Below are 25989 nucleotides of genomic sequence, written 5' to 3'. Positions count from 1 at the left end.
AGGAGAAGAAAGCGGCTACATTCTACAGCAGGCTCTCGATCATGATCGGCAGTTCATGCACCCGCCTTCCGGTCGCGTGATGAATGGCGTTCGAAACCGCCGCCGACATTCCCACAAGCGCGATTTCACCGAGCCCCTTTACCCCCAGCGGGTTGACGATCGTGTCTTCCTCATCGACGAAGTGGGCTTCGATGTGCGGCGTATCGAGGTTCACCGGCACGAGATAATCGGCCATGTGCGCATTGATCGGACGCCCGTTGCGCCCGTCGAGCACCGTTCGTTCCATGATGGCCATGCCGATGCCGCCGATCATGCCTCCGATACATTGGCTCGTCGCCAGCTTCGGGTTGACGACCCGGCCCACTCCGTAGGCGCCAAGGGCTCGCCTGACCTTGATCGTCTTCACGTCGGGATCGATCGCAACTTCGGCGAAGACCGCGCCGAATGAATGCATGGAATATTTCTGTCCGGTTTCGCCGTCACGGGCGGCAGTCCCCTCCCCGACGAGCGGGCTCTCCCCGCCATAGGACACGAGCTCGGCATAGGTGACGCCTCGATCGGACCGGCCTTTCACGAACAGCATACCATCGCGCCATTCCAGCGCTTCCGGCGATTGCCCGGCAAGCCCCGCATTGCCTCCGCCTTTTGCGGCAAGCACGGCCGCCTTCGCCTGAAGATCGAGGCATGCGGCTCTGATCGCGGAGCCGACAGACGCCATGGTCATCGACCCACCATGGGGTGGCGTCGCCGGAAAATCGGAGCGGCCAAGAGAAAACCTGATTCTCTCGACGGGAATTCCCAGATATTCCGCGGCGACCTGCGTCATCGAGGTGTAGGTGCCCGGCCCCATGTCGCTTGCCGCCGCCTCCACCTCCACCGCCCCGTCGGGGAGAAGTCTTACTCGGGCGTTTGCCGGGGCAAACAGGCATGGATAAGACGCGTTGGCCATCCCATAACCGATCAGAAGGCGCCCGTCCCGCATCGAGCCCGGCTCGGGCGTCCGGCGACTCCAGCCAAAGCGCTCGGCTCCGAGATCGTAGCATTTCAGCATCGATCGGCTGGAGAACGGAACCTGCCGCCCTTCGTCGATCTGCGGCTCGTTGATCCGCCGCAAGTCGATCGGATCCATCTGAAGCTTGTAGGCCAGTTCGTCGATCGCACATTCCATCGCGTGGATACCGCTCGCCTCGCCGGGGCCCCGCATATAGGTCGGTGTGCTGGCGTCCAGGGGAATGAGACGATAGCTCGTGCGCACGTTCGGGCAGGAATACATGAAGCTCGTCACGGACGTGAGCGCCTCCATGAACTCCTCGTAACGACTCGTCTCCCCTGCCCCTTCGTGGACGATACCGATGAGCTTGCCGTCGGCCTGCGCCCCCAGGGCGATGCGCTGTAGCGTGTAAGGCCGATGCCCCGTTGCGAAGAACATCTGTTTACGGGTGAGCACGAGCTTTACCGGACGGTTGACGTGCCGCGCGGCCAGAGCCGCCAGGGTAACGTGCGGCCAGGTTCTCAGGCTGGTGCCGAACGCGCCGCCGATGAACGGACAGTTCACCTGCACGTTTTCCGGCGGAAGCCCGAAAATGGCGGCGATCTCCGCCTGCTCGTTGACGACGAACTGGCTTTTGCTCCACAGCGTCAGGCGGTCGCCGTTCCAGGCGGCGATCGTCGCGTGCGGCTCCATCGGGTTGTGGTTCTCACGCGCAATGACATATTCCGCCTCGACCTTCACGGCCGCGGTTTCGAGCGCCTTGTCGGCATCTCCGCGGGCGAGATCGGCTTCGGCCCGGGCACCCGGCCGGCGCGCGACGGCCGGGATGACCCGCTCGCCGGCATGTGCATCGACCTGCGGCTGGCGAGCGGAGTAGGTAACCTTGAGGGCATTGGCCGCATGCTCCGCCTGATCGAGCGTCTCGGCGACGACGATGGCGACCGGTTCTCCGAAGAAGCGTACCTCGGAGCCCTGCAGCACGTGAAGCCGTTCTCCCGCCGGCGGGTCGATAGGCCCTCGGTGTTCATTGTAGGCAAGCCGCTGCGCGTTGATGTGGCTTATCACAGCCACGACGCCCGGCATTTTCTCAACTGCTGCGCTGTCAATCGATTCTATTCGACCGAGCCCGACAGTACTGCCCACGATGACCGCGTGGGCTTGGCCTTCCTGGTTGAACTCGGCCGCGTATGTGGCCTGGCCAGTGACCTTCAGGCGGCCGTCGACGCGCGACAAGGATTTACCGATAGCCGTCGTCATGCCACATCTCCTGCCATTTCGAGTGCTCGTACGATCGTTGCGGGAAGGAGTTTCACCTTGAACCCGTTGTGGGAGAGAGGACGCGTCTCCTCGGTCGAAACCGCCGCCGCGATCTCGTAGCTGGCGCGAGCGGCGGGTTTTCCCACCAGCGCCTGCTCGACAGCGTTCATGCGCCACGGGCGGGTGCCCACGCCCCCCGCAGCGATGCGGACCTCTTTGATTGTTCCGTTCTCCACATGAAGAGCCGCCGCCGCCGATACGAGGGCAAACTCGTAGGAGGATCGGTCCCTGACCTTCAGGTAGCGCGCCTTTTTCGCATAGGGGCCGTTTGGGATCTGGACCTCCACGATGAGTTCGCCTGGTTCCAGCGTGTGCTCGAGATGAGGCGTCGACTCCGGAAGCCGGAAGAGCTCCTCTACCGGAATGGTTCGCTCGCCGGCCGGCCCCTTCAAGGAGAGCGTCGCGCCCAGCGCGACGAGAGAAACGGCCAGATCGGATGGATGTGTGGCGACGCAGTGCTCGCTCGTGCCGAGAATTGCATGGCCGGCGTTCAGGCCGTCGATTGCCGAGCATCCCGAGCCCGGTACGCGCTTGTTGCAAGGCGCGTCCAGCATTCGGAAATAGGGACAGCGGACCCGCTGCAGCAGATTGCCGCCGATCGACGCCACGTTGCGGAGCTGCGGCGATGCACCCTCGGTCAACGTTTCCGAAATGAGCGGCTGCAATCTGCGCACGTCCTGATCGGCGGCGACCTCGGACATGCGCGCCAGCGCGCCGATGACGATCGCCTCATCCGTAGCCCGGATGTAATTCAGCGGCAGCCTGTTGATGTCCACGATCTTTTCCGGCGTCTCCACCTCCTCGCGCATCAGGTCGACGAGGGTCGTCCCGCCGGCAAGATATCTGGCTCCGGCAGCGGCTGCGGCGATCGCTTCGGACTCGTTGGCCGCCCGTTGAAAGTCGAAGGGTCTCATGTACGATCCTCCTTGGCAGCCTGGGCGACGGCCGCAACGATCCCGGGATAGGCGCCGCAGCGACAGATGTTGCCGCTCATCCAGTAGCTGATCTCCTCGGCCGAGGACGCATGACCCTCGCTGATGCAGCCGAGCCCCGACATGATTTGTCCCGATGTGCAATAGCCGCATTGAAAGGCGTCATGCTCGATGAAGGCCACCTGCAGCGGATGCAGCGCCTCTCCTTCCGCGACGCCCTCGATGGTCGTGATCTTCGCGCCGTCATGCATGACGGCGAGCGCCAGGCAGGCATTGACGCGCCGGCCGTCTATCAGCACCGTGCAGGCCCCGCACGCACCCTGGTTGCACCCTTTTTTGGTCCCGGTCAGAGAGAGCCTCTCCCTCAGCATATCCAGAACCGACAAGCGGGGATCGACGACCAGCTGATGGACGCGACCGTTCACGGTCACTTCCAACGGCAGCGTGTGCGTGTCAGGCCCGGGCGTTGCGGTTGAATCCGCTGCTGCCCCGGCTGGGAGCGGCAGCGCCGCAAAGGCCACGGCCCCGGCGGTTGCCTGAAGCGCTTCTCGGCGTGACATGGTAAGACCTGGCGGATGCGATTCTGCTGTTTCGTCAGTCATGAAAGGTCCCCTTCAGCTCAGTAGTGGCGATAGAGGATAGGACGTGCGCCGCGGCTTCACTGTTCCGGTCTTTCGGAATTGTTCCGATGTTGCTGTGATCGTTTGGGGATCGGACGAGGATGGCGCCAGCCGCCGGCGTGCTGGCCCGGACAAAGGCGTTGCCAGGCAGTTCGTGGTGACAGATGTCAGAGGCGACGGCGAAACTCGGTCGGGCTAATCCCCACCGCTTTTCGAAAGCTCGCAGCGAAGGCGGATTGTGTCTCGTATCCTACGACCAGGGCGACGTCACTGATCCGCAGCGATCTATCTCTCAGGAGCGATTTGGCATAGGCGATGCGCTGGCGTGTCAACCATCCGTACGGTGTCTGCCCGGTGGCCACGCGGAATGCGGTGCAGAAATGGAAGCGGCTCAGGTTAACGAGTGCCGCCAGTTCCTGAAGCCGGATGTCCTCCGCGATATTCTCGCGCATATAGGTCGTCACGCGCTTGACTTGCCGAGCCGAAAGGCCGCGCCGAGGCCCATTCGCCATCGGCGCCGGTGCTGCGGAGTGAGCTCTGAGAAGTTGCAGACACATAAGATCGAGGAGCTGCTCGATATACAAGTGCGAAATCGCGTCTGCCGAACCGATCTCGTCGTTGATCAGCGCCATAATCGTGAACAGTTTCGGGTCGTCGAAGTGCACGCGGTCGACCAACTCTGGCTCCCGGCCATTTCCGATCTGATCGGCACAAGCGTGAAGGCGGCTGTGGCCTAGAAAGATATTCGAGACCTCCACGGAACCGTCCGCCCGCCAACGGCCATCATGTCCCCTCACCCCTATCGTTATCATGCCCGGTCTTGCGGGAGCAGAAATGGTCTTCCCGTCAATTTTCGCCGAGGCGATACCGGCGCCCGCATAGGTGGCCGAGATGACGTGATCCCTCAGGGGCGGCAGATCATATTCGAACGGCTGGTTCCGCCACCGGCCGACCAGCCGCGTGTCGCCTGAAAACGCCTCCGGGGCCACAGGCGGCGCCAGGCCTCGCTGCAAACGCCGAATGTGAACCATCGTGTCCGCAAGCGCACTTCCCCCCACCGCTGCCCCCTCTTCTTCAATCTACAGCTGGCCCAAGCTTCGCGAACGCTAGCATTGCTCGAATATTTGCAAAATATACAGTTTGGTGAAGTGACGGCTTGTATTGGCGGCAGCGTGTACTTGCACGAGGCGGTTAACGGGTCAGCGTGACGCCACTTTTCACATAAACGTGCATCGCCACTTTGCCGCATTCCAACTGCCGCGTCGAGGTGCCCCGAGCTTTCGAATGTCCTGCCCCTCTCTCCGAAGTTTGCACGCGGCGGTGACCCCGGCGCCTTACCGATCCCTCGCAGGCCTGCTTTGCACCGGCAGCGTCACGACGAAGCAGGCGCCACCGTCCGGCGGAGATTCGTAGCGGACGGCGCCGCCGTGACGTTCGGCTATCTGGCGCACCAGCGCCAGTCCCAAACCCCAGCCGCCCGCAGCCTCGCTGCGTCCCGAAGGGCGGTAGAATGGCTCGAAAACGCGGTGCCTCTCGCTATCCGCTATGCCGGGCCCGTGATCGCGGACCCTGAGGATCGCAGCACCGTCCGCCGGCGCGACAGCGGCTGTGACAGGTGGACCGCCGTGGTGCAGCGCGTTCTGCAGAAGGTTGCGCACGAGCCTGCGAAGCAGGCGAGCATCGCCTGCGACGATCGCAGGCATTCCGGAAACCTCGACATCGTTGCGCGCGCCCTCTTCCGAGACGAGAGCCAGAAGGTCGACGGACTCCAGCGCATCGAGCTTCTCGACGTGGTCCAGTCTGCTTGCCAGCAGGATCTCCTCGATCAGCGTGTCCAGCTCGGAAAGATTACGGATGATTTCCTGCTTACGATCCTCGTTCGGCGCCTGCTCGTAGAGGTCGATCGCCATGCGCAGGCGCGCAAGCGGCGAGCGCAATTCATGGCTCGCATTTGCGAGCAACGCCCGGTGCGACTTGATCAGCCGCTCGACATGGTCGGCGGCTCTGTTGAAGCTCTTGGCCACCGCCGCCACCTCGTCGCTGCCGTCTTCCGGCACGCGAGCCACTAGATCGCCCTTGCCCCAGGCATCCACGCCCACGCGCAGCCGCTCCAGCCGGCGGGTCAGGTGACGCACCACCGGATAGGCGGCCAGCCCGATGACGCCGGCGATCAAAACGAGGTAGGCGAGCGGATTGCGGCCGGAGGGACGCAAGGGCCGTTCCATGCGCGCAGCCACGGTACGGCCGTCGGGCAGTTCGGTCACCATGGTGTGAAAATTGCCCGGGCCGTGGCGCCAAGCCTGGCCGAGAATGTCGCGCGGAAGCGGGCTGCCGGCGCTTGCGATCAGCCCGCCGCGCGGGTCGAATACGGCAATGTCGGCATTGAAGGCGCGTGAAAACCGCTCAATGGTCGCCTCGACGGTCCGGTTGTCCATGTCCGGCGGAATGAGCGCGGCGACGAACCGGGCGCGCTGGCTTTGCCAACCGGATTCCTCCTCGCCCTGCCCGAGCCATACGAATGCGGCGCTGGCGACGGCAACCGCAGCAAGGCTCGCGAGCAGTGTCAGGTAGATTTTCAGGAACAGCCGGCTGCGCATCGCTCTATCTCATATCGTCCTGATAGCGGGCGAAGACATAGCCGGCGCCGCGCACTGTTATGATGCGCTTCGGATGCTTGGGGTCGCTCTCGATGGCCGCCCTGATGCGCGAGATGTGAACGTCGATCGAGCGGTCGAAAGCATCCAGCTCCTCGCCCTTGACCGCATCCATCAACTGTTCGCGCGAGAGCGTGCGGCCGGGATTTTCGGCGAGCGCTACAAGCAGGTCGAACTGGTAGCTCGTCAGCGTACACTCGCGGTCGTCGATCCTGACGGAGCGAGAACCGGGATCGATCTCCAGCCGTCCGAAGCGAAGGGACCGCGTAACCGCGGCGCTGCCGTTTCGGCGGCGCAGAATAGCCTTCAGCCGTGCCAGAAGCTCGCGCGGATTGAAGGGCTTGGGCAGATAATCGTCAGCCCCGAGCTCCAGCCCGACGATGCGATCCGTCTCCTCGCCTTTGGCCGTGAGCATCATGATGGAGACGTCCGATACCGCGCGTATGCGTCGGCAGGTCTCGAAGCCGTCGAAATCCGGCAGCATGACGTCGAGGATGACGACGTCAGGGTTGCGGCGCCCGAGCTCGGCGATGCCCGCCGTGGCGGTCGCCGCGGTATCGACGGTGTAGCCGTTTCCGGAGAGATAGTCGGAGAGCATGGCGGACAGGCGCGTGTCGTCGTCAACAATCAAGACCCGTTCCGCCATCCCTGCGCTCCGCTCAATCTTCTGCCCGACTCATATTTACCACCGGCCGTGGCCCCTGCGCTCTTTCAAATGCTTGACGAGCTTGACGCGCTGCTCCGGCGTCAGCACTTCGGCCGCGTCGAGCAGCGCGGTCGTCATCTTGCGTGAGGCCTCGTCAATGGCTGCAATGCGTTCGCTGCGAAGTTTCTCGGCGGCGGCCCGGTCGATGCCCGGCGCGCCCAAGAGTTCGATAACCTCCTCGCGCGTCTCGCGGAAGTCCCGGAAAGTCGGCCTGATCTCGGCGCGGGCATTGTCGATGATGTCCCAAAGCTTGTCTTCCTGTTCGGGTGTCGCGTCGAGCTCGTCGAGCATGGTGCCGATCCGGTGTTCCATAAAGCCGCCACCTCCCATATGCGCCTGCATTACATGGCCGCCCATGCCGAAACGGCCCATGCCGAAGCCGAAATCGTCGCTGCGCGCGGCTGCAAATCCCACCGCGCTGACGGCCGCGACGGCTGCAAGGCCGCCGATTGCCGCGTGCCGTCCCCATCCTTTCGAAACGGCTTTGCCGGCGCCCGGGCCCGACAGGTCCTTTTCTTCGTTGTCCATTGTCAGTCTCCTTTGCTCCGCAGCACCTGCTGCGATGGAGAAAAGCTAACCGGACAACGTTTCGACCGTTCTGGGCGAATGTAAAGAAATGTAAAGCCGCCGCTGCGCCGTAAATTGGAGGACGCGAGCACGAGCTACACCGATCCGGCACGCTCCGCCGCCGCCTCGGCGACCAGCCTCAATCGATCCAGCTCGAGGCGCGCATCGGGAAGCGCTCTATGGACGGGCGACGGCCCGGTTGCGCCGATGACGCCGAGGACCAGGTCCGATATCTCCCTATCCGAAAACCTCTCGCCCATCTTGCGCCGTGCCGCATCGAGGAAGGCCTCGTCGGACCTTTTCAGCCGTAGAGCGTGCCTTGGCAGCCCGGCGGCTCTCAACAGCACGCTCAGCCATTTGCCGTCCCAGGAGGGTGCGCTGGCATAGAGCTGGTGTCCGGCAAGCTCACGGATCATTTCTTCGGCGATGAACGCGACGGGGAGCCCCTCCGCCCGAAGCAGTTCCCGCGATATGCCATGGACTTCCTCGGCTTCGTCGGACCAGTCGATCCATTCCGGAGCCGGTCGTATCAGATAGGAACGCGAGCGGCCGTCCTGGAAGACCCAGGCGACCTCTATGGGGAAGCTTTTCTTGTTCAGAGACGATGCTTCGAAATCCAGGAATACGATCATTCGCGGCCACGTTCTTCCAATGCACCAACGTAATCTAGGTCAGTCCCGCTCGATCGACATGTCCAGGGGATCTCACGCGATATGTCGGAATGCGCGGCCGCCAGCAGCTCCGATGGAATGGCGCCACACTTGTTACTCCCACCATCGGCGTTCCGGTGCCAAACTACTTCAAGCCCGACAGCCAGGCGATGGCGCGGTCGGGATCGCGCCTCCAAGAGGCGCCAATGCGTACAGATTGCCAAAGCGCACAAACTGGAGGTGCCGAGCCATGACGAAACCGATGCACACGCCACCCGTCGTCCCGCCGCAGGCCTGGGAGGCTGCGCGCGAGCAGCTCCTCGTCAAGGAAAAGGCGCTGACCCGGGCGCGCGACGCGCTGGCCGCCGAGCGCCGGCGGATGCCATGGATGGCTGTAGAGAAGGAATATGCGTTCGAAGGCCCTGCGGGGAAGGTCAGCCTCGTCGACCTGTTCGACGGTCGCCGTCAGCTGATCGTCTACCGCGCCTTCTTCGAACCGGGCGTTTTCGGCTGGCCCGACCACGCCTGCAGAGGCTGCTCCATGGTGGCCGATCAGGTGGCGCACCTCGCCCACCTGAACGCCCGTGACACAACCCTCGTCTTCGTCTCGCGGGCGCCCCAGGCGGAAATCGCGCGGCTGAAGGCGAGCATGGGATGGCAGATCCCGTGGTTTACGGTGACAGACAGCTTCGACGCCGATTTCGGGGTGGACGAGTGGCACGGCACGAACGTGTTCTATCGCGACGGTGACCGCGTTTTCCGTACCTACTTCATCAACAATCGCGGCGACGAGCAGATGGGCAGCACGTGGAATTACCTCGACATCACGCCGCTCGGCCGGCAGGAAGTCTGGGAGGATTCGCCCGAGGGCTATCCGCAGACCCCGACCTATAAGTGGTGGAACTGGCACGACAGCTACGTCAAAGACGCCGAGCCGGACAAGAAGTGGGTCGAGGTGTCGGACGCCGGAGAGGCGGCGTTCCGGAACCAGGACTAGATCGGGGCGACCTTGGGCCGAAAGAACGCTTCCCGCGCCGCAGACGTTGGCGCGGCTCTCATCTCCGTGACAAGCACAGAGATGATGAAGAGGAGAGATTGCAGTCCTCCGATACGTTCGAGCGGTATGAGGAAAAGTATGTTTTCCACCCGGAAGGGAGGCCCGCCCCCGAGGGCAAGGGCGGGCTGACCGATCGCTTAGAAGTCCATGCCGCCGCCCGCCGGAAGCGCCGGTGCGGCGTCCTTCTTGGGCTTTTCTGCGATCATGGCTTCGGTCGTAACGAGAAGACCGGCGACCGACGCTGCGTCCTGAAGCGCGGTGCGGACGACCTTGGCCGGGTCGATGACGCCCATGGCATAGAGATCGCCATATTCGTTGGTCTGGGCATTCCAGCCATAGGAGAACTCCGCCTTCTCGCGCAGCTTGCCGACGATGATAGAGCCCTCGGCTCCGGCGTTTTCCGCAATCTGGCGGACGGGGGCTTCGATAGCGCGGCGCACGAGATCGACCCCGACGCGCTGATCGTTGTTGGCGGTCTCAAGGCCGTCGAGAGCCTTGACCGCCCGCAGCAATGCGACGCCACCGCCGGGCAGGATCCCTTCCTCGACTGCCGCCCGCGTCGCATGCAAGGCGTCGTCGACGCGGTCCTTCTTTTCCTTCACCTCGACTTCGGTAGAGCCGCCTACGCGGATCACCGCGACGCCGCCGGCGAGCTTGGCAAGGCGCTCCTGCAGCTTCTCGCGATCGTAGTCGGAGGTCGTTTCCTCGATCTGGGCGCGGATCTGCGTGGTACGGCCCTCGATCTCGGCCTTCGAACCCGCACCGTCGATGATGGTGGTGTTCTCCTTCTCGATCGAGACCTTCTTGGCCCGGCCAAGCATGTTTAGCGTGACGCTTTCAAGCTTGATGCCGAGGTCTTCCGAGACGACGGTGCCGCCGGTCAGGATGGCGATGTCTTCCAGCATGGCCTTGCGGCGGTCGCCGAAGCCGGGCGCCTTCACGGCCGCAACCTTGAGGCCGCCGCGCAGCTTGTTGACCACGAGGGTGGCGAGCGCCTCGCCTTCCACATCCTCGGCGATGATGAGGAGCGGTTTGCCAGACTGTACGACGGCTTCGAGCACCGGCAGCATGGCCTGCAGGTTCGAAAGCTTCTTTTCGTGGATGAGGATATAGGGGTCCTCCAGTTCCACGCGCATCTTGTCCTGATTGGTAATGAAATAGGGCGAGAGATAGCCGCGGTCGAACTGCATGCCCTCGACGACCTCGAGTTCAGTCTCGGCCGTCTTGGCCTCCTCGACCGTGATCACCCCTTCATTGCCGACCTTCTCCATGGCCTCGGCAAGATAGCGTCCGATCTCAGTGTCGCCGTTGGCGGAAATGGTGCCGACCTGGGCGATCTCGGAATTCTTGGAGATCTTCCTGGCGTTGTTCTTCAATTCCTTCACGACCGCATCGACTGCGAGATCGATGCCGCGCTTCAGGTCCATCGGGTTCATGCCGGAGGCGACGGCCTTGGCACCTTCCCGGACGATTGCCTGTGCGAGCACGGTCGCGGTCGTCGTTCCGTCCCCGGCAAGGTCGTTGGTCTTGGACGCGACTTCGCGCAGCATCTGCGCGCCCATATTCTCGAACTTGTCCTCGAGTTCGATTTCCTTGGCGACGGAGACGCCGTCCTTGGTGATCCGCGGTGCACCGAACGACTTGTCGATGACGACGTTACGGCCCTTCGGGCCGAGGGTTACCTTTACGGCATTGGCCAGCACATCGACACCACGCAGCATGCGCTCGCGTGCGTCGGTCTGAAATTTGACTTCCTTCGCAGCCATTTCTTCACTCCTCAAAGGCAGCTTGTTGACTGTATCTTCGCATTTTCAGGCGGCTATCTTCTCGGCGGCCTGGGCCTCGATGATTCCCATGACATCGCTTTCCTTCATGATCAGCAGATCTTCGCCATCTATCTTGATCTCGGTGCCGGACCACTTGCCGAACAGGATGCGGTCGCCCACCTTGACGTCGAGCGGCTGGATCTGACCCTGTTCGCTGCGCGCGCCAGGACCTACAGCGATGACTTCGCCTTCCTGGGGCTTTTCCTTGGCAGTGTCGGGGATAATGATGCCGCCTTTGGTCTTCTCTTCGGACTCGACGCGGCGGACGAGAATACGATCATGAAGCGGTCGAAACGCCATGTTTTCCTCCATGGACAAACATTGATGATCTTGTTCCCCATCCCGGACCGGATGACCAATCCGGACGGGTGCGAAGCCTCGTTCGAGCACTTCGCGCGGGTTGATCTGGTTGGGCAAAAAATGGATTTCAAGAGGTGCCCGCAAAAAAATCAGCAGCGCTTCGACGCGGCTGCTAACAGACTGGAAAGGAACCTGAATTTTCGTTGTGACGTTAAGGTCATGCCGGGGGCCCCGCAGGATTAGCGGGGAGCCGGCGAATGATATGTAACGGAGATGAAGTATGCAATTTTCATCGGATCTCGAGCGCCAGCTCAACGGTTACGGTCTCACGACCGCGCATATCCTCTACCGCATTCCCGATTTCGAATCCGTCCTGCAGACCTATGTCTGGCAGGATTACGACGTCGCACCGGAATTTCCCCAGATGCGAAAGTTCCTCGATTTCTGGCAGACCAAGCTGGACGGGCCGCTCCACTCCGTGCGGTTCACCCACAAACGGTTGATCGGCCCGAACGAGTGGCGGCAGGTGGATGGCGAATTCAACATTCACTGATTTCCGGCGTTGAAAGGGCACTTGCGTCTCCCGCGCCAAGGCCTGTTGAGATTTGGAACAGCCGCCGCGGCTTGTTTGGTTTCCTCATTCCTGTGCTTGTCACAGGAATCCAGCCAGACCAAAGTCCTTGGGCTGAAAGAACGCTTCCCGCGCCGCAGACCCGGCGCTGCTCTCCTCCCTGTGACGAGCACAGGGAGGAGGAAGAAGGAGAGATTGCAGTCCCCGCCAAGGTGGGAACACGCCGGTGGATCTGCCTGGCGTCAGATATCCTTGAGAAGGCGGAGGGCGTCGTAGATCGCGGCGTGGGTGTTGCGCGCCGCGACCGCATCGCCGATCCGGAAGAGCTGGAACTTGCCCTCCGCGTTGCGGACGACCGATTGCGGTTCCCCGGCGATCAGCTGGTCGTGCGCGATCTCGCCCAGATTGCTGGAGGAGGGCTTCAGCTCGAAGTACAGATCGTCGAGCGGGATGGTTCCGTGATTGACGACCACCTGGTCGAAGGTCCGCTGTTTGGAGATACCCCCGTAGTCGCTGCCGACATGGGCGACCAGTTGATTGCCGCTTTTTTCGACCGCTTCCAGACGGTAGGTGACGGTAAAGGTCACATCGAGCTTCTGCAGGGAACGCATGTAAGGCACGAGGTTCATCGCCATGACCTCCGGCGCGAAGGAGCGGTCGGGCGTCATGATCTCGACCCTGGCGCCGGCATTGGCGAGAAATTCGGCGGCCTGCAGAGCGGCGTGGTCGCCGGCGTCATCGAAAATCAGGACGTTGGTGCCCGGCTTCACATCGCCGGAAATAATGTCCCACGCCGACACGACCAGCTCGTTGCCCCTCGACAGCACCTCCGTATGCGGAAGCCCGCCGGTGGCGATGATGACGACGTCAGGATTTTCCGCCTGAATAGCCTCCGCTTCCGCCCATGTATTGAAATGGAAGGTGACGCCAAGCTTTTCGCACTGGCTCATGCGCCAGTCGATGATGCTGATCATTTCCCGCCGGCGCGGGCTTTGCGCAGTCAGGCGGACCTGGCCGCCGGGATCGTTTGCCGCCTCGAACACAACCACCTGGTGGCCACGCTCCCCCGCCACGCGTGCCGCCTCGAGGCCGGCCGGTCCGGTCCCGACGACGACCACTTTCCTGCGACAGTGTGCCTTCGCGATGCTGTGCGGCATCGTCAGCTCGCGTCCGGTCGCAGCATTGTGGATGCAATAGGCGGCGCCCCCCTGGTAGATGCGGTCCAGACAGTAGTTCGCGCCTACGCAGGGGCGAATGTCGTCCTCCCGCTTCTCGATGATCTTGCGGACGATGTGCGGGTCGGTCATGTGGGCGCGGGTCATCCCGACCATGTCGACCTTGCCGGACGCAATCGCGTGGCGCGCGGTCGCGACGTCGGGGATTTTAGCCGCATGGAAGGTCGGGAAATTCGTCGCTGCGCGTATCTCGCCGGCGAAGTCCAGATGCGGCGAATTGGCCATGCCCTGAATAGGGATCACATCCGTCAGTCCGGGGTCGGTATCGATATGGCCGCGAATGATGTTCAGGTAGTCGATAAGTCCGCTTCCCTTGAGACGTTTCGAGATCTCAAGACCTTCCGCCTTGTCCGTCCCCCCGGGAAGGCATTCATCGGCCGTGTATCGCACGCCCAGGATGAACTCGTCTCCGACACGTGCCCGGATCGCCTTCAGAACGTCGAAACAGAAGCGCATGCGGTTGTCGAGCGAGCCGCCGTAAGGACCATCGAGTTCGTTCGTCAATGGCGAGGCGAACTGGTCGATGAGGTGACCGTAGGCCTCGAGCTCGACGCCGTCCATACCGCCGGCCTTCATGCGCTCGGCCGCATCGGCAAAATCCTTGATTATCCTGTCGATGTCCCAGTCTTCGATCTTCTTGGGAAAGGCGCGATGCGCCGCTTCGCGATGATGCGAGGGAGCGACGACCGGGAGCCAGTCTCCCTTGTCCCACCGCGTGCGCCGGCCGAGATGAGTGAGCTGGATCATGATCGCCGCCCCCTCCTCGTGCACGGCGTCGGTCATCTCCCGGATCCACGGCACGATCTCGTCCTTGTAGGCAAGCAGATTGTTGAAGACCGGCGGGCTGTCCTTCGAGACGGCCGCCGAACCGGCGGTCATCGTCATCGCCACGCCGCCCCGCGCGCGCTCCACCGTATAGGCGCGATAGCGCTCCTTCGGCATGCCGTCCTCCGGATAGGCCGGCTCGTGCGCCGTTACGATGATGCGGTTGCGCAGCGTCAGGTGCTTCAGCTGGTACGGTTGAAGGAGGGGATCGTTCGGCATTTGCGGGGCTCCGGCTTGGACGTGGCGGCAGCGTAGGGGAAAATGTACACATGTGTCAACAAATCAGGCATTGAAGTCAGGGTCGGAGACACTGATGTACATTTTTCTTGCGGGGGTACGCGTCGATCTGCTAAATAGCGACGATGGAGCAGATCACGAGCGACAGCGGCTGGCGCGGTTCCCCGGATGTCTGGCTTGGAGCAGCCTACGAATCCCTGCTCGATGCCGGCATTGATGCGGTGAAAATCCAGCCGCTTGCGAAGAAGCTCAATCTGTCGCGGACGAGCTTTTACTGGTTTTTCAAGGACCGCGAGGAACTGCTCGACAGGCTCGTCTCGCGCTGGCGCGAAAAGAACACGGGCAATCTGGTAAGACAGTCCGAGGCCTATGCCGAGACGATCGCCGAAGCGATGCTCAACGTTTTCGACTGCTGGCTTGATGGCGGTCTGTTCGATTCTCAGTTCGAGTTCGCGGTGCGAAGCTGGGCCCTGCAGTCGCCTGAAATTCTTGCGGAAGTCCAAAGCGCCGATCAGCAGCGACTCGACGCGCTCACGCGCATGTTCCTGCGGTTCGGGCATGGCGAGGCGCGGGCCGATGTGCGTGCGCGCACGATTTATCTCGTGCAGATCGGCTACATCTCGATGCAGACGAAGGAAGACGTATCCGTGCGGATGAAGCGCATTCCGGAATATGTGGAGATCTTCACCGGACAAGCTCCGGAGCAGAGAGAGCTTGACCGCTTCTTCGCCCGGCACGGCTACTCCGGATAGCGACAGAGGGCGATAAAGAACGAGCGAGGCAGGAGCGGGCAGACGCGGCACCCTGCTCTTCCGATAAGACGCCGCAAAAAGAAGAGGGAACAGTGTAATGAAAAAGCTGCTTGCGTCGACATGTCTGATGCTTGGCCTCATCGCAGGAGCATCGGCGTCGAATGCCGCCGAGTGCGGGAGCGTCACCATTGCCAGCATGAACTGGCAGAGTGCCGAGGTCCTCTCCAACCTGGACAAGTTCATTCTCAATGAAGGCTACGGCTGCAGTGCCGAGATCACGATCGGCGACACCGTGCCGACGATCACCTCCATGGCCGAAAAGGGCCAGCCCGATATCGCGCCGGAGGCGTGGATCGACCTCCTGCCCGATGTCGTCAAGAAAGGCCAGGACGACGGTCGTATCATCACAGTCGGCTCGCCGCTGCCCGACGGCGGCGTCCAGGGATGGTGGATCCCCCAATACCTCGCCGACGCACACCCCGACATCAAGACGATCGGCGACGCGCTGAAGCACCCCGAGCTCTTTCCGGCCCCCGAGGATCCCAGCAAGGGCGCGATCCTGAACGGACCGCAAGGCTGGGGCGGCACGGTGGTGACGACGCAGCTTTTCAGCGCGTTCGACGGCGAGAAGGCGGGCTTCACCCTGGTCGACACCGGCTCTGCTGCCGGCCTGGACGGGGCCATCGCCAAGGCCTATGAACGCAAGGAGGGTCTTCTTACCTATTACTGGTCTCCTACCGCCCTGCTCGGCAAATACAAGATGGTCAAGCTGGACCCCGGCGTGCCCCATGACGCGGCCGAATGGAAGCGCTGCAACACCGTAGCGGATTGCTCCGACCCCAAGCCGAATGCATGGCCGGTCGACACGATCGTGACGCTGGTTGCCAAGCCCTTCTCCGAGCGGGTCGGTCCCGAGGTCATGGACTATCTGACCAAGCGCTCCTGGAGCAACGATACCGTCAGCCAGCTCATGGCCTGGATGACCGACAATCAGGCCAGCGGTGAAGAAGGTGCGAAGCGCTTCCTCGAAGAGAACGAAGACATGTGGTCGAAGTGGGTCTCGCCTGAAGCCGCCGAGAAGATCAAAGCGGCGCTCTGACGGCCTTGCGCCGATGCGGCGTGCGAGACGCACGCCGCATCCACTTCCGAGGGCAAGGAAATCAGCGGGCGGAACAAGTCGGGCCGGCTGGCCATTTGATGTTCATGAAGAACATCATCCTTTTCGCAGCCGCCCTGTCATTGGGCCTCCATTCCACCGCCAGCGCTGAAGACCTTCAGCCGGAAGCCGTCAACAACGCGCCGATTGTCGGGATCGCGCCGGAAAGGCCGCCGAAAGAGCCGCCTGACCCGGATCCCGCCATCGTCCATCTCCAGATCCTCTTGGATCGCGCGGGGGCCTCTCCCGGGGTAATCGACGGCTACTACGGCGAGAATGTAACCAAGGCCGTTGCGGGATTCGAGGCCATGCAACGTCTTCCCGTCGATGGAAGGCTGGACCCCGAAGTCGTCAGCCGGCTTTCGCAGGATCAGCCTGTCATCCAGTCCTATGTCATCACGAAAGAGGATGCCAAGGATCTCGTCGATGAGATTCCCGACGACTATTCCAAGCAGGCCAAGATGGATCACCTCGGCTATACGAGCGTCGAGGAGAGGTTGTCCGAACGGTTTCACATGGACGTCGACCTTCTGAAGGCGCTGAATCCAGGTGCGTCGTTTACCGTCGGGGAAACGGTCTGGGTTGCGAAGCCCGGCGCCGCGAAGGAAGGCGCGGTCAAAAGGATAGAAGTGCGCAAACGAACGGGGCAAGTTCTGGCATTCGCCGAAGATGGTTCGCCGCTCGCTGCCTATCCTGCCTCCATCGGCAGCGAAGGGACCCCCTCCCCCACGGGCATCCACAAGGTCAAGGGGGTCGCGCGAATGCCCCCTTACGAATACGACCCCGATGTCAACTTCAAGCAGGGCGACAACAACAAGCCCCTGACCCTTCCCAAAGGCCCCAACAATCCGGTGGGAACCGTCTGGATCGATCTGACGGAGCCCACCTATGGAATCCACGGCACGCCCGAACCGTCCTTGATCGATAAAGCCCAGTCACACGGGTGCGTTCGTCTGACGAACTGGGACGCCGAGGAACTGGCGGCGATGGTCAAGCCGGGGGTGGTCGCCGAGTTCACCGACTGAACCTCAGTCGACTCCGAACCCGGCTGAGGCAACGCAGCGTCAAAGAGTGAGAGCATCCGGCCGACGCTTGGCGGCCGATGCCACCGCCACGAAGGCGCCCATGCCGACCGCGCCGAGGCAGGCATTGGCCAACAAGGCGACATCAGTGCCGAAACGTTCCATCAGGACGGAGAAGACAAAGGGTGCCATCGCGCCCGCCGCCAGCCGTGCGGCGGCCATTCTTCCCGTTATCGCACCGTAACCGGCCGATCCGAACAGCCAGAGCGGAAGCGATCCCTGCGCAATGCTGTTGATGCCCGATCCGAGACCGAGACAGATCGCGAAGACCACAGCCCCGGGCAGCCAGGTTCCGGAAAGACCGAGGATGACGACACCCGCTACGATGAGCGTGGCGGACAGGGTCGCGAGCATGGGCGGCAGCAAGTTTGCGCCGAACGTCATGTTGATGAGCCTGCTCAGAACCTGCGACGGTCCGAAGAGCGAGCCGATCATCACGGCTGCCGCACCGAAGCCGATCGTTCCCAGCATCGGAACCATATGCGTCAGTATCGCGGAAAGCGTGAATCCCTGTAGGGCAAAGGCTAACGATACGAGAAGCATGCCACGCCGTCTGGCCTGTGCCGGAAGCGCGCCGGCAATCGCTTCCCGGTCCAGGCCGGCAGATTCGATCGCTGCAGACGTCCGGCTTCGCATGATCCAGCGATGCAGCGGGAGGCAGACGAGCAGGTTCAACGCCGCATAAGCGATGTAGATTTCGCGCCACGAGAGAAACTCTCCAAGGGTTGCGGCAATCGGCCAGAAGATCGTCGAAGCGAAGCCTCCGATCAACGTCAGATAGGTGATGCTGCGTGAAGCCGCCTTGGGGCGAATTTCCACAAGTGCCGCAAAGGCCGCCTGATATTGCACCATGCCGGAGGCCACTTCCAGGAGGACTATGGCAATGGCGAACACGGCCGTCGAGGGAGACCAGGCGCACAGCAAAAGAGCCAGAGCGGAGACGGCCGAGCCGGAAGTCATAATCGTCGCGGCGCCGAACCGATCCATCCATCCCCCAACGAGAGGAGCCGAAAGGCCACCCACCAGCAGCGAAGCGGAAAACACGCCGAACACTTGCTCGACGGTCAGGCCGAGGTCGCGTGCCATTCCGGGCGCTAGAATGCTGAAGCTGTAATAGAGCGTGCCATAGCCGATGATCTGGGTGAGGCCGAGTGCGGCGACGATGCCTGCGGGGATCCCGGACTTCATATCAGCCGTTCCCGCCTTCGGCCGGCCCGGAGGATGCCACGCTACACGGTTTGGGCCCGTTCAAGGATGCACGTACGCTGGCGTGTCCGACACAACAGTCCTCCATCAGGAACTTCACAAGATCGGCAAGGGTTTCGTAGCTGGCGCTGTAGACGATCGAGCGTGATTCGCGCCTCTGCGCGATCAATCCGGTCCGTTCCAGTTCCTTCAGGTGGAAGGAGACGTTCGAGGGCGAGACGCCCATCTTTTCTGCTATCGCGCCCGCAGCCATGCCCCCCGGCCCCGCAACGACGAGTGTTCTCACAATTCCCAGGCGCGTCTCCTGCGACAGGGCGGCGAAGGACGATCGGGCTTGTCGCTCTTCCATATTTCAATCTTCCTACAATAATCAAATTGATGGGTAGCCGACCTGACGCGGATCGGCAAGTCCGAAGTGAGATCACGCTTCCTGAGCTTTAAATCCCTGGTCCGCGCAAGCGATGGAACGATCGGCCTGCCGATTGGTTTTCACACATCTGCTTCCGAGATAAAGGAGATTACAATGAAGGTACTCGCTACGATCCTTACAGCAATTTCGATTGCGGGCCTCGCATCCGGTACAGCCACGGCCGCCTGCAAAGATGGTACTTCGGCGGACACCACCGCCTCCATCAATGCCGAAAAGCCGGGGATAGCAAAGGACGGAACCAAAGCCCCGCTGGAAACCGGGAACAATGCTGCGAGCAAGGACGGTCAGACGATGCCTCTGGCTAACCAACAGGGCGGAGGAGACGAGAACCTCGCCACGTCGCAGCAGGATGCCGAAGCTCAGCAGTCAGGCGAGCAGACAGCCGCCGCGAAGGCTGACGATTGCGTCGTCGAATGAAGCCAGCGGCCATTCGGGGCGGCCCGGATGATAAGGGCTGCGCGCAAGTTCGATGTCAGCACCCCGGCTGGCTTGCCGCTGTCGCAGATGAATGCCGGCCAGCCGACCCTTGCATGGAGGGCAACGGCTGGCGGGAAGCGGCAACACCGCTGAAGTGGCGGTGAACGGGCCGTAGCGCCCGAAAATAAAGTCCGGGCGTTCCCTTGACCCTGACATCGTTGGAAGATGCATGCTGTGGCGGTTTCGTGAAGCAAGGGTGTTCCATGTACGATATCAGCATATCCCATATGACCTGCAGCCACTGCGCCGGCACCGTCGAAAAGGCGGTGAAATCAGTCGATCCGAACGCCAAGGTCACCGTTGATCTCCGGGCGAAAATCGCATCGATCGAGTCCGACATTGGTCCCGCTGCCTTTGTCGCCGCCATTGAGAATGCCGGTTACAAGGCTTCCATTGGCAATGCCTGCTTCAGCCAAGGCATCTGAATGCCCCGTAAGGCTGGAGCTTGGAGCGGTTCGGTGTTTCACCGAACCGCTCCAAGTATTTGATACGGCGTCCTTCCGAGCCGAAGACCCTACGCACTTCCCGCTGCTGCTTGCCGTGGAGGGAAGAAAACACGCAAAGGTGCTTGACCTTCCCATTATTGGAAGGATTATGAAGGGTGCAGTTTGGAAAGGACCTTCCGATGACTGCACTGAAAAAGATTGAAAAATCCACACCGATTCCGATTCCCACCGACTTCGGCATTGAGGGCCTGACGTGTGCCTCCTGCGTCCGACGCGTCGAAGAGGCGATCACCGCGGTGCCGGGCGTAGCCTCTGCGAATGTCAACCTGGCGACGGAACGGGCAACGGTTCGGTTCGATGGAGAGCCGGACACGCCTGCGGTGCTGCGCGCGATCGAGAAAGCCGGCTACGCGCCGAGGATCGCCGCCGAGGAACTCCAGATCGAAGGCATGACCTGCGCCTCCTGTGTTTCTCGCGTGGAGAAGGCGTTGAAGGCCGTCCCAGGCGTTGCGGATGCGGCTGTTAATCTTGCGACGGAGAAGGCGACCGTGCGCCTGCTTTCCGGAACCGTCGACATGTCCGCCCTCGAAGCTGCTGTCCGCGGTGCCGGATACGAGCTTCGCAAGACGAGGGCCGCCGAGGCTTCGGCAGGCGAAGAGGATCACCGCGCCACCGAGCTCCGCTCTCTCAGATACGCCGTGACGATCTCGGCGCTGATGACCCTTCCGCTTTTCCTGGTCGAAATGGGGTCACACTTCATTCCAGGCGTCCATGAGCTGATCATGGGTACGATCGGCATGCGAAACAATCTGTACCTTCAGTTTGCACTCGCCACGTTCGTCCTCTTCGGACCGGGGCTGCGGTTCTTCCGGAAGGGCGTGCCGAACCTTCTGCGCTGGACGCCCGACATGAACTCGCTGGTCGTCCTCGGGACCACCGCCGCATGGGGCTATTCGGTCGTGGCGACCTTCGGCCCCGGCGTTCTGCCTTCGGGAACGGCGAATGTCTATTACGAGGCCGCTGCCGTGATCGTCACCCTGATCCTCCTCGGCCGCTATCTCGAAGCACGGGCGAAGGGTCGCACGAGTCAGGCGATCAAGCGGCTCGTCGGCCTGCAGCCGAAAACGGCTTTCGTGCTGCGCGGCGGCGAATTCGTCGAGGCGCAAATCAGCGAGGTCGTGGCCGGTGACGTCATCCGCATTAGGCCCGGTGAGAAGATCCCTGTGGACGGCATGGTCATCGACGGCAGCTCCTATGTCGACGAGTCGATGATCACCGGTGAACCCCTTCCCATCCGGAAGACAACCGAGAGCGCGGTGGTCGGCGGCACGATCAACAAGACCGGGTCCATCACCTTCAAGGCCACCAAGGTCGGCAATGACATGCTGCTTGCGCAGATCATCAAACTGGTCGAAGCCGTCCAAGGCTCGAAGCTGCCGATCCAGGCCCTGGTCGACAGGGTTACCGGATGGTTCGTTCCGGCCGTGATTCTCGCAGCCGTGCTGACTTTTGCCGCCTGGTACGCCTTCGGCCCCTCGCCTGCGCTCTCATTCGCCCTCGTGAATGCTGTCGCGGTCCTGATCATCGCCTGCCCCTGTGCGATGGGCCTGGCGACCCCGACCTCGATCATGGTCGGTACCGGCCGCGCCGCCGAACTCGGCATCCTGTTCCGCAAGGGAGAGGCTCTCCAGAGCCTGCGCGACGCCGATGTGGTCGCGCTCGACAAGACCGGGACTTTGACGAAGGGCCGCCCGGAACTGACCGACCTCGTCGCTGCAGAGGGCTTCGAGGCCGACGAAGTGCTCTTCCTCGTCGCGAGTCTCGAAACGCTTTCCGAGCATCCGATCGCGGAGGCCATCGTATCGGCGGCAAAGTCCAAGGGGATCGCGACGGCCGCGGTCGCCGGCTTCGAAGCGACGCCCGGCTTTGGCGTAAGCGGATCGGTGTCCGGGCGGCAGGTGCTGGTCGGCGCGGACCGAGCGCTCGCCACGAACGGGATCGACGTTTCCGGTTTCTCGACCGAGGCCGAGCGGCTCGGCGCCAGCGGCAAGTCGCCGCTCTATGCGGCCATCGACGGGCGGCTGGCGGCGATCATCGCAGTGTCGGATCCGGTCAAGGAAACGACGCCTCAGGCGATCAAGTCCCTGCATGAGCTCGGCCTCAAAGTGGCGATGATCACCGGCGACAACCGCCGCACTGCCGAGGCGATCGCCAGAAAGCTCGGCATTGACGAAGTCGTCGCCGAGGTCTTGCCGGAAGGCAAGGTAGAGGCGATCAGAAAGCTTCGACAGGACGGCCGGTCGGTGGCGTTCATCGGCGACGGCATCAATGATGCGCCGGCTCTCGCCGAAGCGGATGTCGGCATCGCCGTCGGGACGGGAACCGACATCGCGATAGAAAGCGCCGACGTCGTGCTGATGTCCGGAGACTTGAACGGCGTTGTGAAGGCGATCGCGCTCAGCAAGGCGACGATCCTGAACATCAAGCAGAATCTGTTCTGGGCATTCGCCTATAACGTCAGTCTCATACCGGTCGCAGCCGGCGTGCTTTACCCGGTGAATGGCATCCTGCTTTCGCCGATTTTCGCGGCAGCGGCCATGGCGATGTCGAGCGTTTTCGTCCTCGGCAATGCGTTGCGGCTGAAATCGGTCAACCCGGCATGAAGGCGCAGGTGCGAGGGCGACCGGCCGGCCGCAATCGACGCTCGCAGAAAAGGAGAAACACATGAATATCGGCGAAGCCTCCAAGGCCAGCGGCGTCTCCTCCAAAATGATCCGCTACTACGAACAGATCGGGCTTATCAGTCCCGCCCTTCGAACCGCGTCCAGCTATCGGACTTACGGCGACAACGACGTCCATACGCTTCGCTTCGTGCGCCGGGCACGCGATCTGGGGTTTTCGGTGGAGCAGATCAAGGAACTGCTTGCCCTCTGGCGCGATCGGTCCAGGGCGAGTTCCGACGTCAAGGCGGTCGCCCTGGAACACATCGCGGAACTGGAACGCAAGATAGCCGCCATCCAGGAAATGACGCGGACGCTCAAGCATCTCGCGGGCCATTGTCATGGCGACGATCGGCCGGACTGCCCGATCATCGAAGAAATCGCGAACGGATCCGTCCGGGTGAACACCGAGGTCAATCCCCGCTTCGGCGTCGCGTCGCTGAAATAGCGTCCAACTCGGAACGGAGACTTCGATGGCAGATCAAAAAGATCATGGGGATCGACACCACCATCACCGCCATAATGCGCAAGGCGAGAACCAGGCCCGCACGCAAAAGCGCGCGGTCGCCGCTCAGGCAGAGGACGCGATCTACACCTGCCCCATGCATCCGCAGGTAAGACAGGTCGGCCCCGGGAACTGCCCGATCTGCGGCATGGCGCTGGAGCCGGAAATCGCGACTAATGAAACAGGACCGAGCCCGGAACTCGCCGACATGCGTCGGCGGTTCTGGATCAGTCTCGTCCTGGCAATGCCCGTGCTGATACTGGAGATGGGCGGCCATCTCGTCGATCTACACATGCTGCTCACGCCGCAAATGTCGAATTGGCTGCAGCTCGTCCTTGCCACGCCGGTGGTCCTGTGGGGTGGCTGGCCGTTCTTCGAAAGGGCGTGGCGGTCCATTATCGCGCGGCACCTGAACATGTTCACGCTGATCGCCATGGGCACGGGAGCTGCCTGGGTCTACAGTGTCGTTGCGACAGCAGCGCCGGGCCTGTTTCCGGCAACGTACCGTTCCGACGGCGGAGCGGTTGCGGTCTATTTCGAAGCGGCTGCCGTGATCACGGTGCTGGTCCTGCTCGGGCAGGTTCTGGAACTGCGCGCCCGGGAACAGACGGGCGGCGCCATAAGAGCGTTGCTCGACCTTGCGCCCAAGACCGCTCGCCGCATCGAAGGTGAGGGTAACGAAGTGGACGTACCCCTGGAAGCCGTGGTCGTCGGTGACTGGCTGCGCGTACGGCCGGGCGAGAAAGTGCCTGTAGACGGCAAGCTCATCGAAGGCCGCAGTTCGGTGGACGAGTCGATGATCACCGGCGAATCCATGCCGGTCACCAAGGAAGCCGGCGCTCACCTTATAGGCGGCACCGTGAACAAGACAGGTGGCTTCGTCATGGAGGCGGGCAAGGTGGGACGCGATACCATGCTGTCGCGGATCGTGCAGATGGTAGGCGAAGCGCAGCGCTCGCGCGCCCCTATCCAGCGTTTGGCCGACGAGGTCTCCGGCTGGTTCGTTCCCGCCGTCATCGCGACCGCCGTCGCCGCCTTCGCCACCTGGATGTGGCTCGGACCGGAGCCGCGATTCATTCACGGCCTTGTCGCTGCGGTCGCGGTGCTCATCATCGCCTGCCCCTGCGCCCTCGGTCTCGCCACACCGATGTCGATCATGGTCGGCGTAGGGCGCGGCGCGCGTTTGGGCGTGATCATAAAGAATGCCGAGGCACTGGAGCGGTTCGAGAAAGTAGATACGCTGGTGGTCGACAAGACAGGAACGCTCACCGAAGGCAAGCCCAGGGTGACGTCGATCGTCGCGACCGAAGGGTTGGGCGAGAATGAGCTTCTCCAATTGGCCGCAAGCCTCGAAAGGGGGAGTGAGCATCCGCTGGCAGACGCAATCGTCGACGCCGCGGCGGCGCGCGATCTAACCTTGGGCAAGGCGGAGGATTTCGACAGCCCGGTCGGCAAAGGCGTCACGGGTTCGGTCGATGGCCGGAAGCTGATCATCGGCAGTCACCGGATCATGGAAGAAGAAAGCGTCGATGTGTCAGCCCTTGCGAAAGAAGCCGAACGTCTTCGCGGCGAAGGAGCAACCGTCATTTTCGTGGCCATCGACGGCCGCGTCGGCGGTCTCTTCGCGATTTCCGATCCCATCAAGGCGACAACCCCCGATGCCATGCGAACATTGATGAATGAGGGCATCCGTGTCGTCATGCTCACCGGGGACAACAAGACCACCGCCAAAGCCGTCGCGCGCAAACTCGGGATCGAAGACGTCGAGGCCGAAGTGCTTCCGGATCACAAAAGCGAAATCGTCGCGCGCCTGCGCCAGCACGGACGTATCGTCGCCATGGCTGGAGACGGTGTCAATGACGCCCCCGCGCTCGCCGCGGCCGATGTCGGCATTGCCATGGGGACCGGGACGGACGTGGCAATCGAGAGCGCAGGCGTGACCCTGATCAAAGGCGACCTTCAGGGAATCGCCCGGGCACGGCAGTTAAGCCATGCGACGATGAAGAACATCCGCCAGAACCTGTTTTTCGCCTTCATATACAACGCTGCGGGAGTCCCCGTCGCCGCAGGCATTCTCTATCCTAGCTTCGGCCTCCTGCTCTCACCGATCATCGCAGCGGCGGCAATGGCCCTTTCGTCGGTAAGCGTAATCGCCAATTCACTGAGACTGAGAGGCGTCCGGATATAGCAAATGCGAGCGCCTCAGAAACCGAGAACGGCTTTGGCGCCGAGAGTGGCCGCGGCAAGGAAGACGTATCGGCCCGTCTTGGCGATGGCGACGAGGATCAGGAAGGACCAGAGCGGCTCGCGCAAGACGCCGGCGATCACGGTGAAGGCGTCGCCGAAAACGGGCATCCAGGAGAGAAGCAGGGTCCAGCGGCCGTAACGCCGGTACCATCCGCCTGCCCTTTCAAGCGACGCCTCCTTCACCGGGAACCATGGTCTGTCGTGAAAACGATCGATGAACCTCCCGAGGAACCAATTGCATACGGCTCCGAGGATATTGCCGAGGCTAGCCACGACGATAAGTGCCACGAGCGAAAACTTGCCTGAAGCGAGCAGCCCCACCAGCAACGGCTCGGACTGGAACGGCAGGACGGTGGCTGCCCCGAAGGCGACGAGGAAGAGGCCGGCGTAAGCTGCGGTCATGGGTTCTCAGGTCTCTTCACTGGTCGACATCATCCTAAAACCCCTGGTTATTATCGTCACGACATCGCTACCAGAAGT

At 62.4% G+C, this 25989-nt stretch carries 24 protein-coding genes; 10 read left to right on the top strand and 14 right to left on the bottom strand.

The features are described 5' to 3' along the window. Positions 1 to 22 precede the first annotated feature (22 nt). From BHD07_RS14510 to BHD07_RS14475, 8 genes are all read right to left on the bottom strand, one after another. Complete coding sequence (locus BHD07_RS14510) at positions 23 to 2248, bottom strand: xanthine dehydrogenase family protein molybdopterin-binding subunit (RefSeq protein ID WP_338281118.1); 2226 nt, start codon at positions 2246 to 2248, stop codon at positions 23 to 25. After that, on the bottom strand, positions 2245 to 3222 hold the full coding sequence (locus BHD07_RS14505) for an FAD binding domain-containing protein (protein ID WP_338281116.1): 978 nt from the start codon (positions 3220 to 3222) through the stop codon (positions 2245 to 2247). The genes BHD07_RS14510 and BHD07_RS14505 overlap by 4 nt, the downstream gene beginning before the upstream one ends. After that, positions 3219 to 3842 carry a (2Fe-2S)-binding protein gene (locus BHD07_RS14500; protein ID WP_338281114.1) on the bottom strand — a complete coding sequence of 208 codons (624 nt, stop codon included), beginning with the start codon at positions 3840 to 3842 and terminating at the stop codon, positions 3219 to 3221. The genes BHD07_RS14505 and BHD07_RS14500 overlap by 4 nt, the downstream gene beginning before the upstream one ends. Positions 3843 to 4027: 185 nt before the next feature. Then, the gene (locus BHD07_RS14495) at positions 4028 to 4849 is read right to left on the bottom strand and encodes an AraC family transcriptional regulator (RefSeq protein WP_338281112.1); all 822 of its coding nucleotides are present in this window, start codon (positions 4847 to 4849) and stop codon (positions 4028 to 4030) included. 345 nt (positions 4850 to 5194) lie between these two features. Further along, positions 5195 to 6457, bottom strand: a complete 1263-nt coding sequence (locus tag BHD07_RS14490; protein ID WP_338281110.1) for a sensor histidine kinase — start codon at positions 6455 to 6457, stop codon at positions 5195 to 5197. A gap of 4 nt (positions 6458 to 6461) precedes the next feature. After that, a complete protein-coding gene (locus BHD07_RS14485) occupies positions 6462 to 7160 on the bottom strand; it encodes a response regulator transcription factor (RefSeq protein WP_338281108.1) in 699 nt (232 codons plus the stop codon). A gap of 36 nt (positions 7161 to 7196) precedes the next feature. Next, on the bottom strand, positions 7197 to 7748 hold the full coding sequence (locus tag BHD07_RS14480; RefSeq protein ID WP_275599097.1) for a Spy/CpxP family protein refolding chaperone: 552 nt from the start codon (positions 7746 to 7748) through the stop codon (positions 7197 to 7199). 134 nt (positions 7749 to 7882) lie between these two features. Then, positions 7883 to 8419, bottom strand: a complete 537-nt coding sequence (locus BHD07_RS14475; RefSeq protein ID WP_338281106.1) for a 3'-5' exonuclease — start codon at positions 8417 to 8419, stop codon at positions 7883 to 7885. A 268-nt stretch (positions 8420 to 8687) separates the two neighbouring features. Here BHD07_RS14475 and BHD07_RS14470 point away from each other — a divergent pair, with 268 nt between their 5' ends. After that, a complete protein-coding gene (locus BHD07_RS14470) occupies positions 8688 to 9434 on the top strand; it encodes a DUF899 domain-containing protein (RefSeq protein WP_338281104.1) in 747 nt (248 codons plus the stop codon). Between the two features lie 197 nt (positions 9435 to 9631). Here the strand turns inward: BHD07_RS14470 and groL are convergent, their stop codons facing one another. Together groL and groES are read right to left on the bottom strand one after the other, a co-directional pair. Continuing rightward, the gene (gene groL / locus BHD07_RS14465; RefSeq protein WP_338281102.1) at positions 9632 to 11260 is read right to left on the bottom strand and encodes a chaperonin GroEL; all 1629 of its coding nucleotides are present in this window, start codon (positions 11258 to 11260) and stop codon (positions 9632 to 9634) included. A 45-nt stretch (positions 11261 to 11305) separates the two neighbouring features. Continuing rightward, entirely contained in the window at positions 11306 to 11620 is a 315-nt protein-coding gene (gene groES, locus BHD07_RS14460; RefSeq protein WP_026169069.1) for a co-chaperone GroES, read from the bottom strand. Between the two features lie 280 nt (positions 11621 to 11900). Here groES and BHD07_RS14455 point away from each other — a divergent pair, with 280 nt between their 5' ends. Continuing rightward, positions 11901 to 12173, top strand: a complete 273-nt coding sequence (locus tag BHD07_RS14455) for an usg protein (RefSeq protein WP_338281100.1) — start codon at positions 11901 to 11903, stop codon at positions 12171 to 12173. Positions 12174 to 12433: 260 nt separating this feature from the next. On the opposite strand, the gene BHD07_RS14450 is transcribed toward BHD07_RS14455, so the two are convergent. Beyond that, positions 12434 to 14470, bottom strand: coding sequence for an NADH:flavin oxidoreductase (locus BHD07_RS14450; RefSeq protein WP_338281097.1), 2037 nt, complete (start codon positions 14468 to 14470; stop codon positions 12434 to 12436). Positions 14471 to 14613: 143 nt separating this feature from the next. On the opposite strand from BHD07_RS14450, the gene BHD07_RS14445 reads away from it, so the two are divergent. From BHD07_RS14445 to BHD07_RS14435, 3 genes are all read left to right on the top strand, one after another. Beyond that, positions 14614 to 15240 carry a TetR/AcrR family transcriptional regulator gene (locus BHD07_RS14445; RefSeq protein WP_100670317.1) on the top strand — a complete coding sequence of 209 codons (627 nt, stop codon included), beginning with the start codon at positions 14614 to 14616 and terminating at the stop codon, positions 15238 to 15240. A 97-nt stretch (positions 15241 to 15337) separates the two neighbouring features. Beyond that, positions 15338 to 16339, top strand: coding sequence for an ABC transporter substrate-binding protein (locus BHD07_RS14440; protein WP_100670318.1), 1002 nt, complete (start codon positions 15338 to 15340; stop codon positions 16337 to 16339). A gap of 98 nt (positions 16340 to 16437) precedes the next feature. Further along, entirely contained in the window at positions 16438 to 17421 is a 984-nt protein-coding gene (locus BHD07_RS14435) for a L,D-transpeptidase family protein (RefSeq protein WP_338281094.1), read from the top strand. Between the two features lie 39 nt (positions 17422 to 17460). Here BHD07_RS14435 and arsK read toward each other — a convergent pair whose 3' ends face one another. After that, on the bottom strand, positions 17461 to 18666 hold the full coding sequence (arsK, locus tag BHD07_RS14430; protein WP_338281092.1) for an arsenite efflux MFS transporter ArsK: 1206 nt from the start codon (positions 18664 to 18666) through the stop codon (positions 17461 to 17463). 1 nt (position 18667) lies between these two features. Beyond that, positions 18668 to 19033, bottom strand: a complete 366-nt coding sequence (locus BHD07_RS14425; protein ID WP_100670321.1) for an ArsR/SmtB family transcription factor — start codon at positions 19031 to 19033, stop codon at positions 18668 to 18670. Positions 19034 to 19207: 174 nt separating this feature from the next. Between BHD07_RS14425 and BHD07_RS14420 the strand changes: the two genes are divergently transcribed. From BHD07_RS14420 to BHD07_RS14400, 5 genes are all read left to right on the top strand, one after another. Continuing rightward, complete coding sequence (locus BHD07_RS14420) at positions 19208 to 19531, top strand: hypothetical protein (RefSeq protein ID WP_018099156.1); 324 nt, start codon at positions 19208 to 19210, stop codon at positions 19529 to 19531. Between the two features lie 263 nt (positions 19532 to 19794). After that, positions 19795 to 20016 (top strand): heavy-metal-associated domain-containing protein, encoded by a 222-nt coding sequence (locus tag BHD07_RS14415; protein WP_338281089.1) that lies wholly within the window; start codon positions 19795 to 19797, stop codon positions 20014 to 20016. Positions 20017 to 20216: 200 nt separating this feature from the next. Continuing rightward, positions 20217 to 22700, top strand: coding sequence for a heavy metal translocating P-type ATPase (locus BHD07_RS14410; RefSeq protein WP_338281088.1), 2484 nt, complete (start codon positions 20217 to 20219; stop codon positions 22698 to 22700). 61 nt (positions 22701 to 22761) lie between these two features. Continuing rightward, positions 22762 to 23205 carry a Cu(I)-responsive transcriptional regulator gene (gene cueR / locus BHD07_RS14405; RefSeq protein ID WP_338281085.1) on the top strand — a complete coding sequence of 148 codons (444 nt, stop codon included), beginning with the start codon at positions 22762 to 22764 and terminating at the stop codon, positions 23203 to 23205. Positions 23206 to 23230: 25 nt separating this feature from the next. After that, positions 23231 to 25450, top strand: coding sequence for a copper-transporting P-type ATPase (locus BHD07_RS14400; protein ID WP_338281083.1), 2220 nt, complete (start codon positions 23231 to 23233; stop codon positions 25448 to 25450). A gap of 14 nt (positions 25451 to 25464) precedes the next feature. Here the strand turns inward: BHD07_RS14400 and BHD07_RS14395 are convergent, their stop codons facing one another. Beyond that, a complete protein-coding gene (locus BHD07_RS14395) occupies positions 25465 to 25911 on the bottom strand; it encodes a YqaA family protein (RefSeq protein WP_018099151.1) in 447 nt (148 codons plus the stop codon). Between the last annotated feature and the right edge of the window lie 78 nt (positions 25912 to 25989).

Origin of the sequence: Sinorhizobium sp. KGO-5, from assembly GCF_036245905.1 — a bacterium.
In the GTDB taxonomy this organism is placed as follows: domain Bacteria; phylum Pseudomonadota; class Alphaproteobacteria; order Rhizobiales; family Rhizobiaceae; genus Sinorhizobium; species Sinorhizobium meliloti_A.
This window is presented reverse-complemented; position numbering and strand designations above follow the sequence as displayed.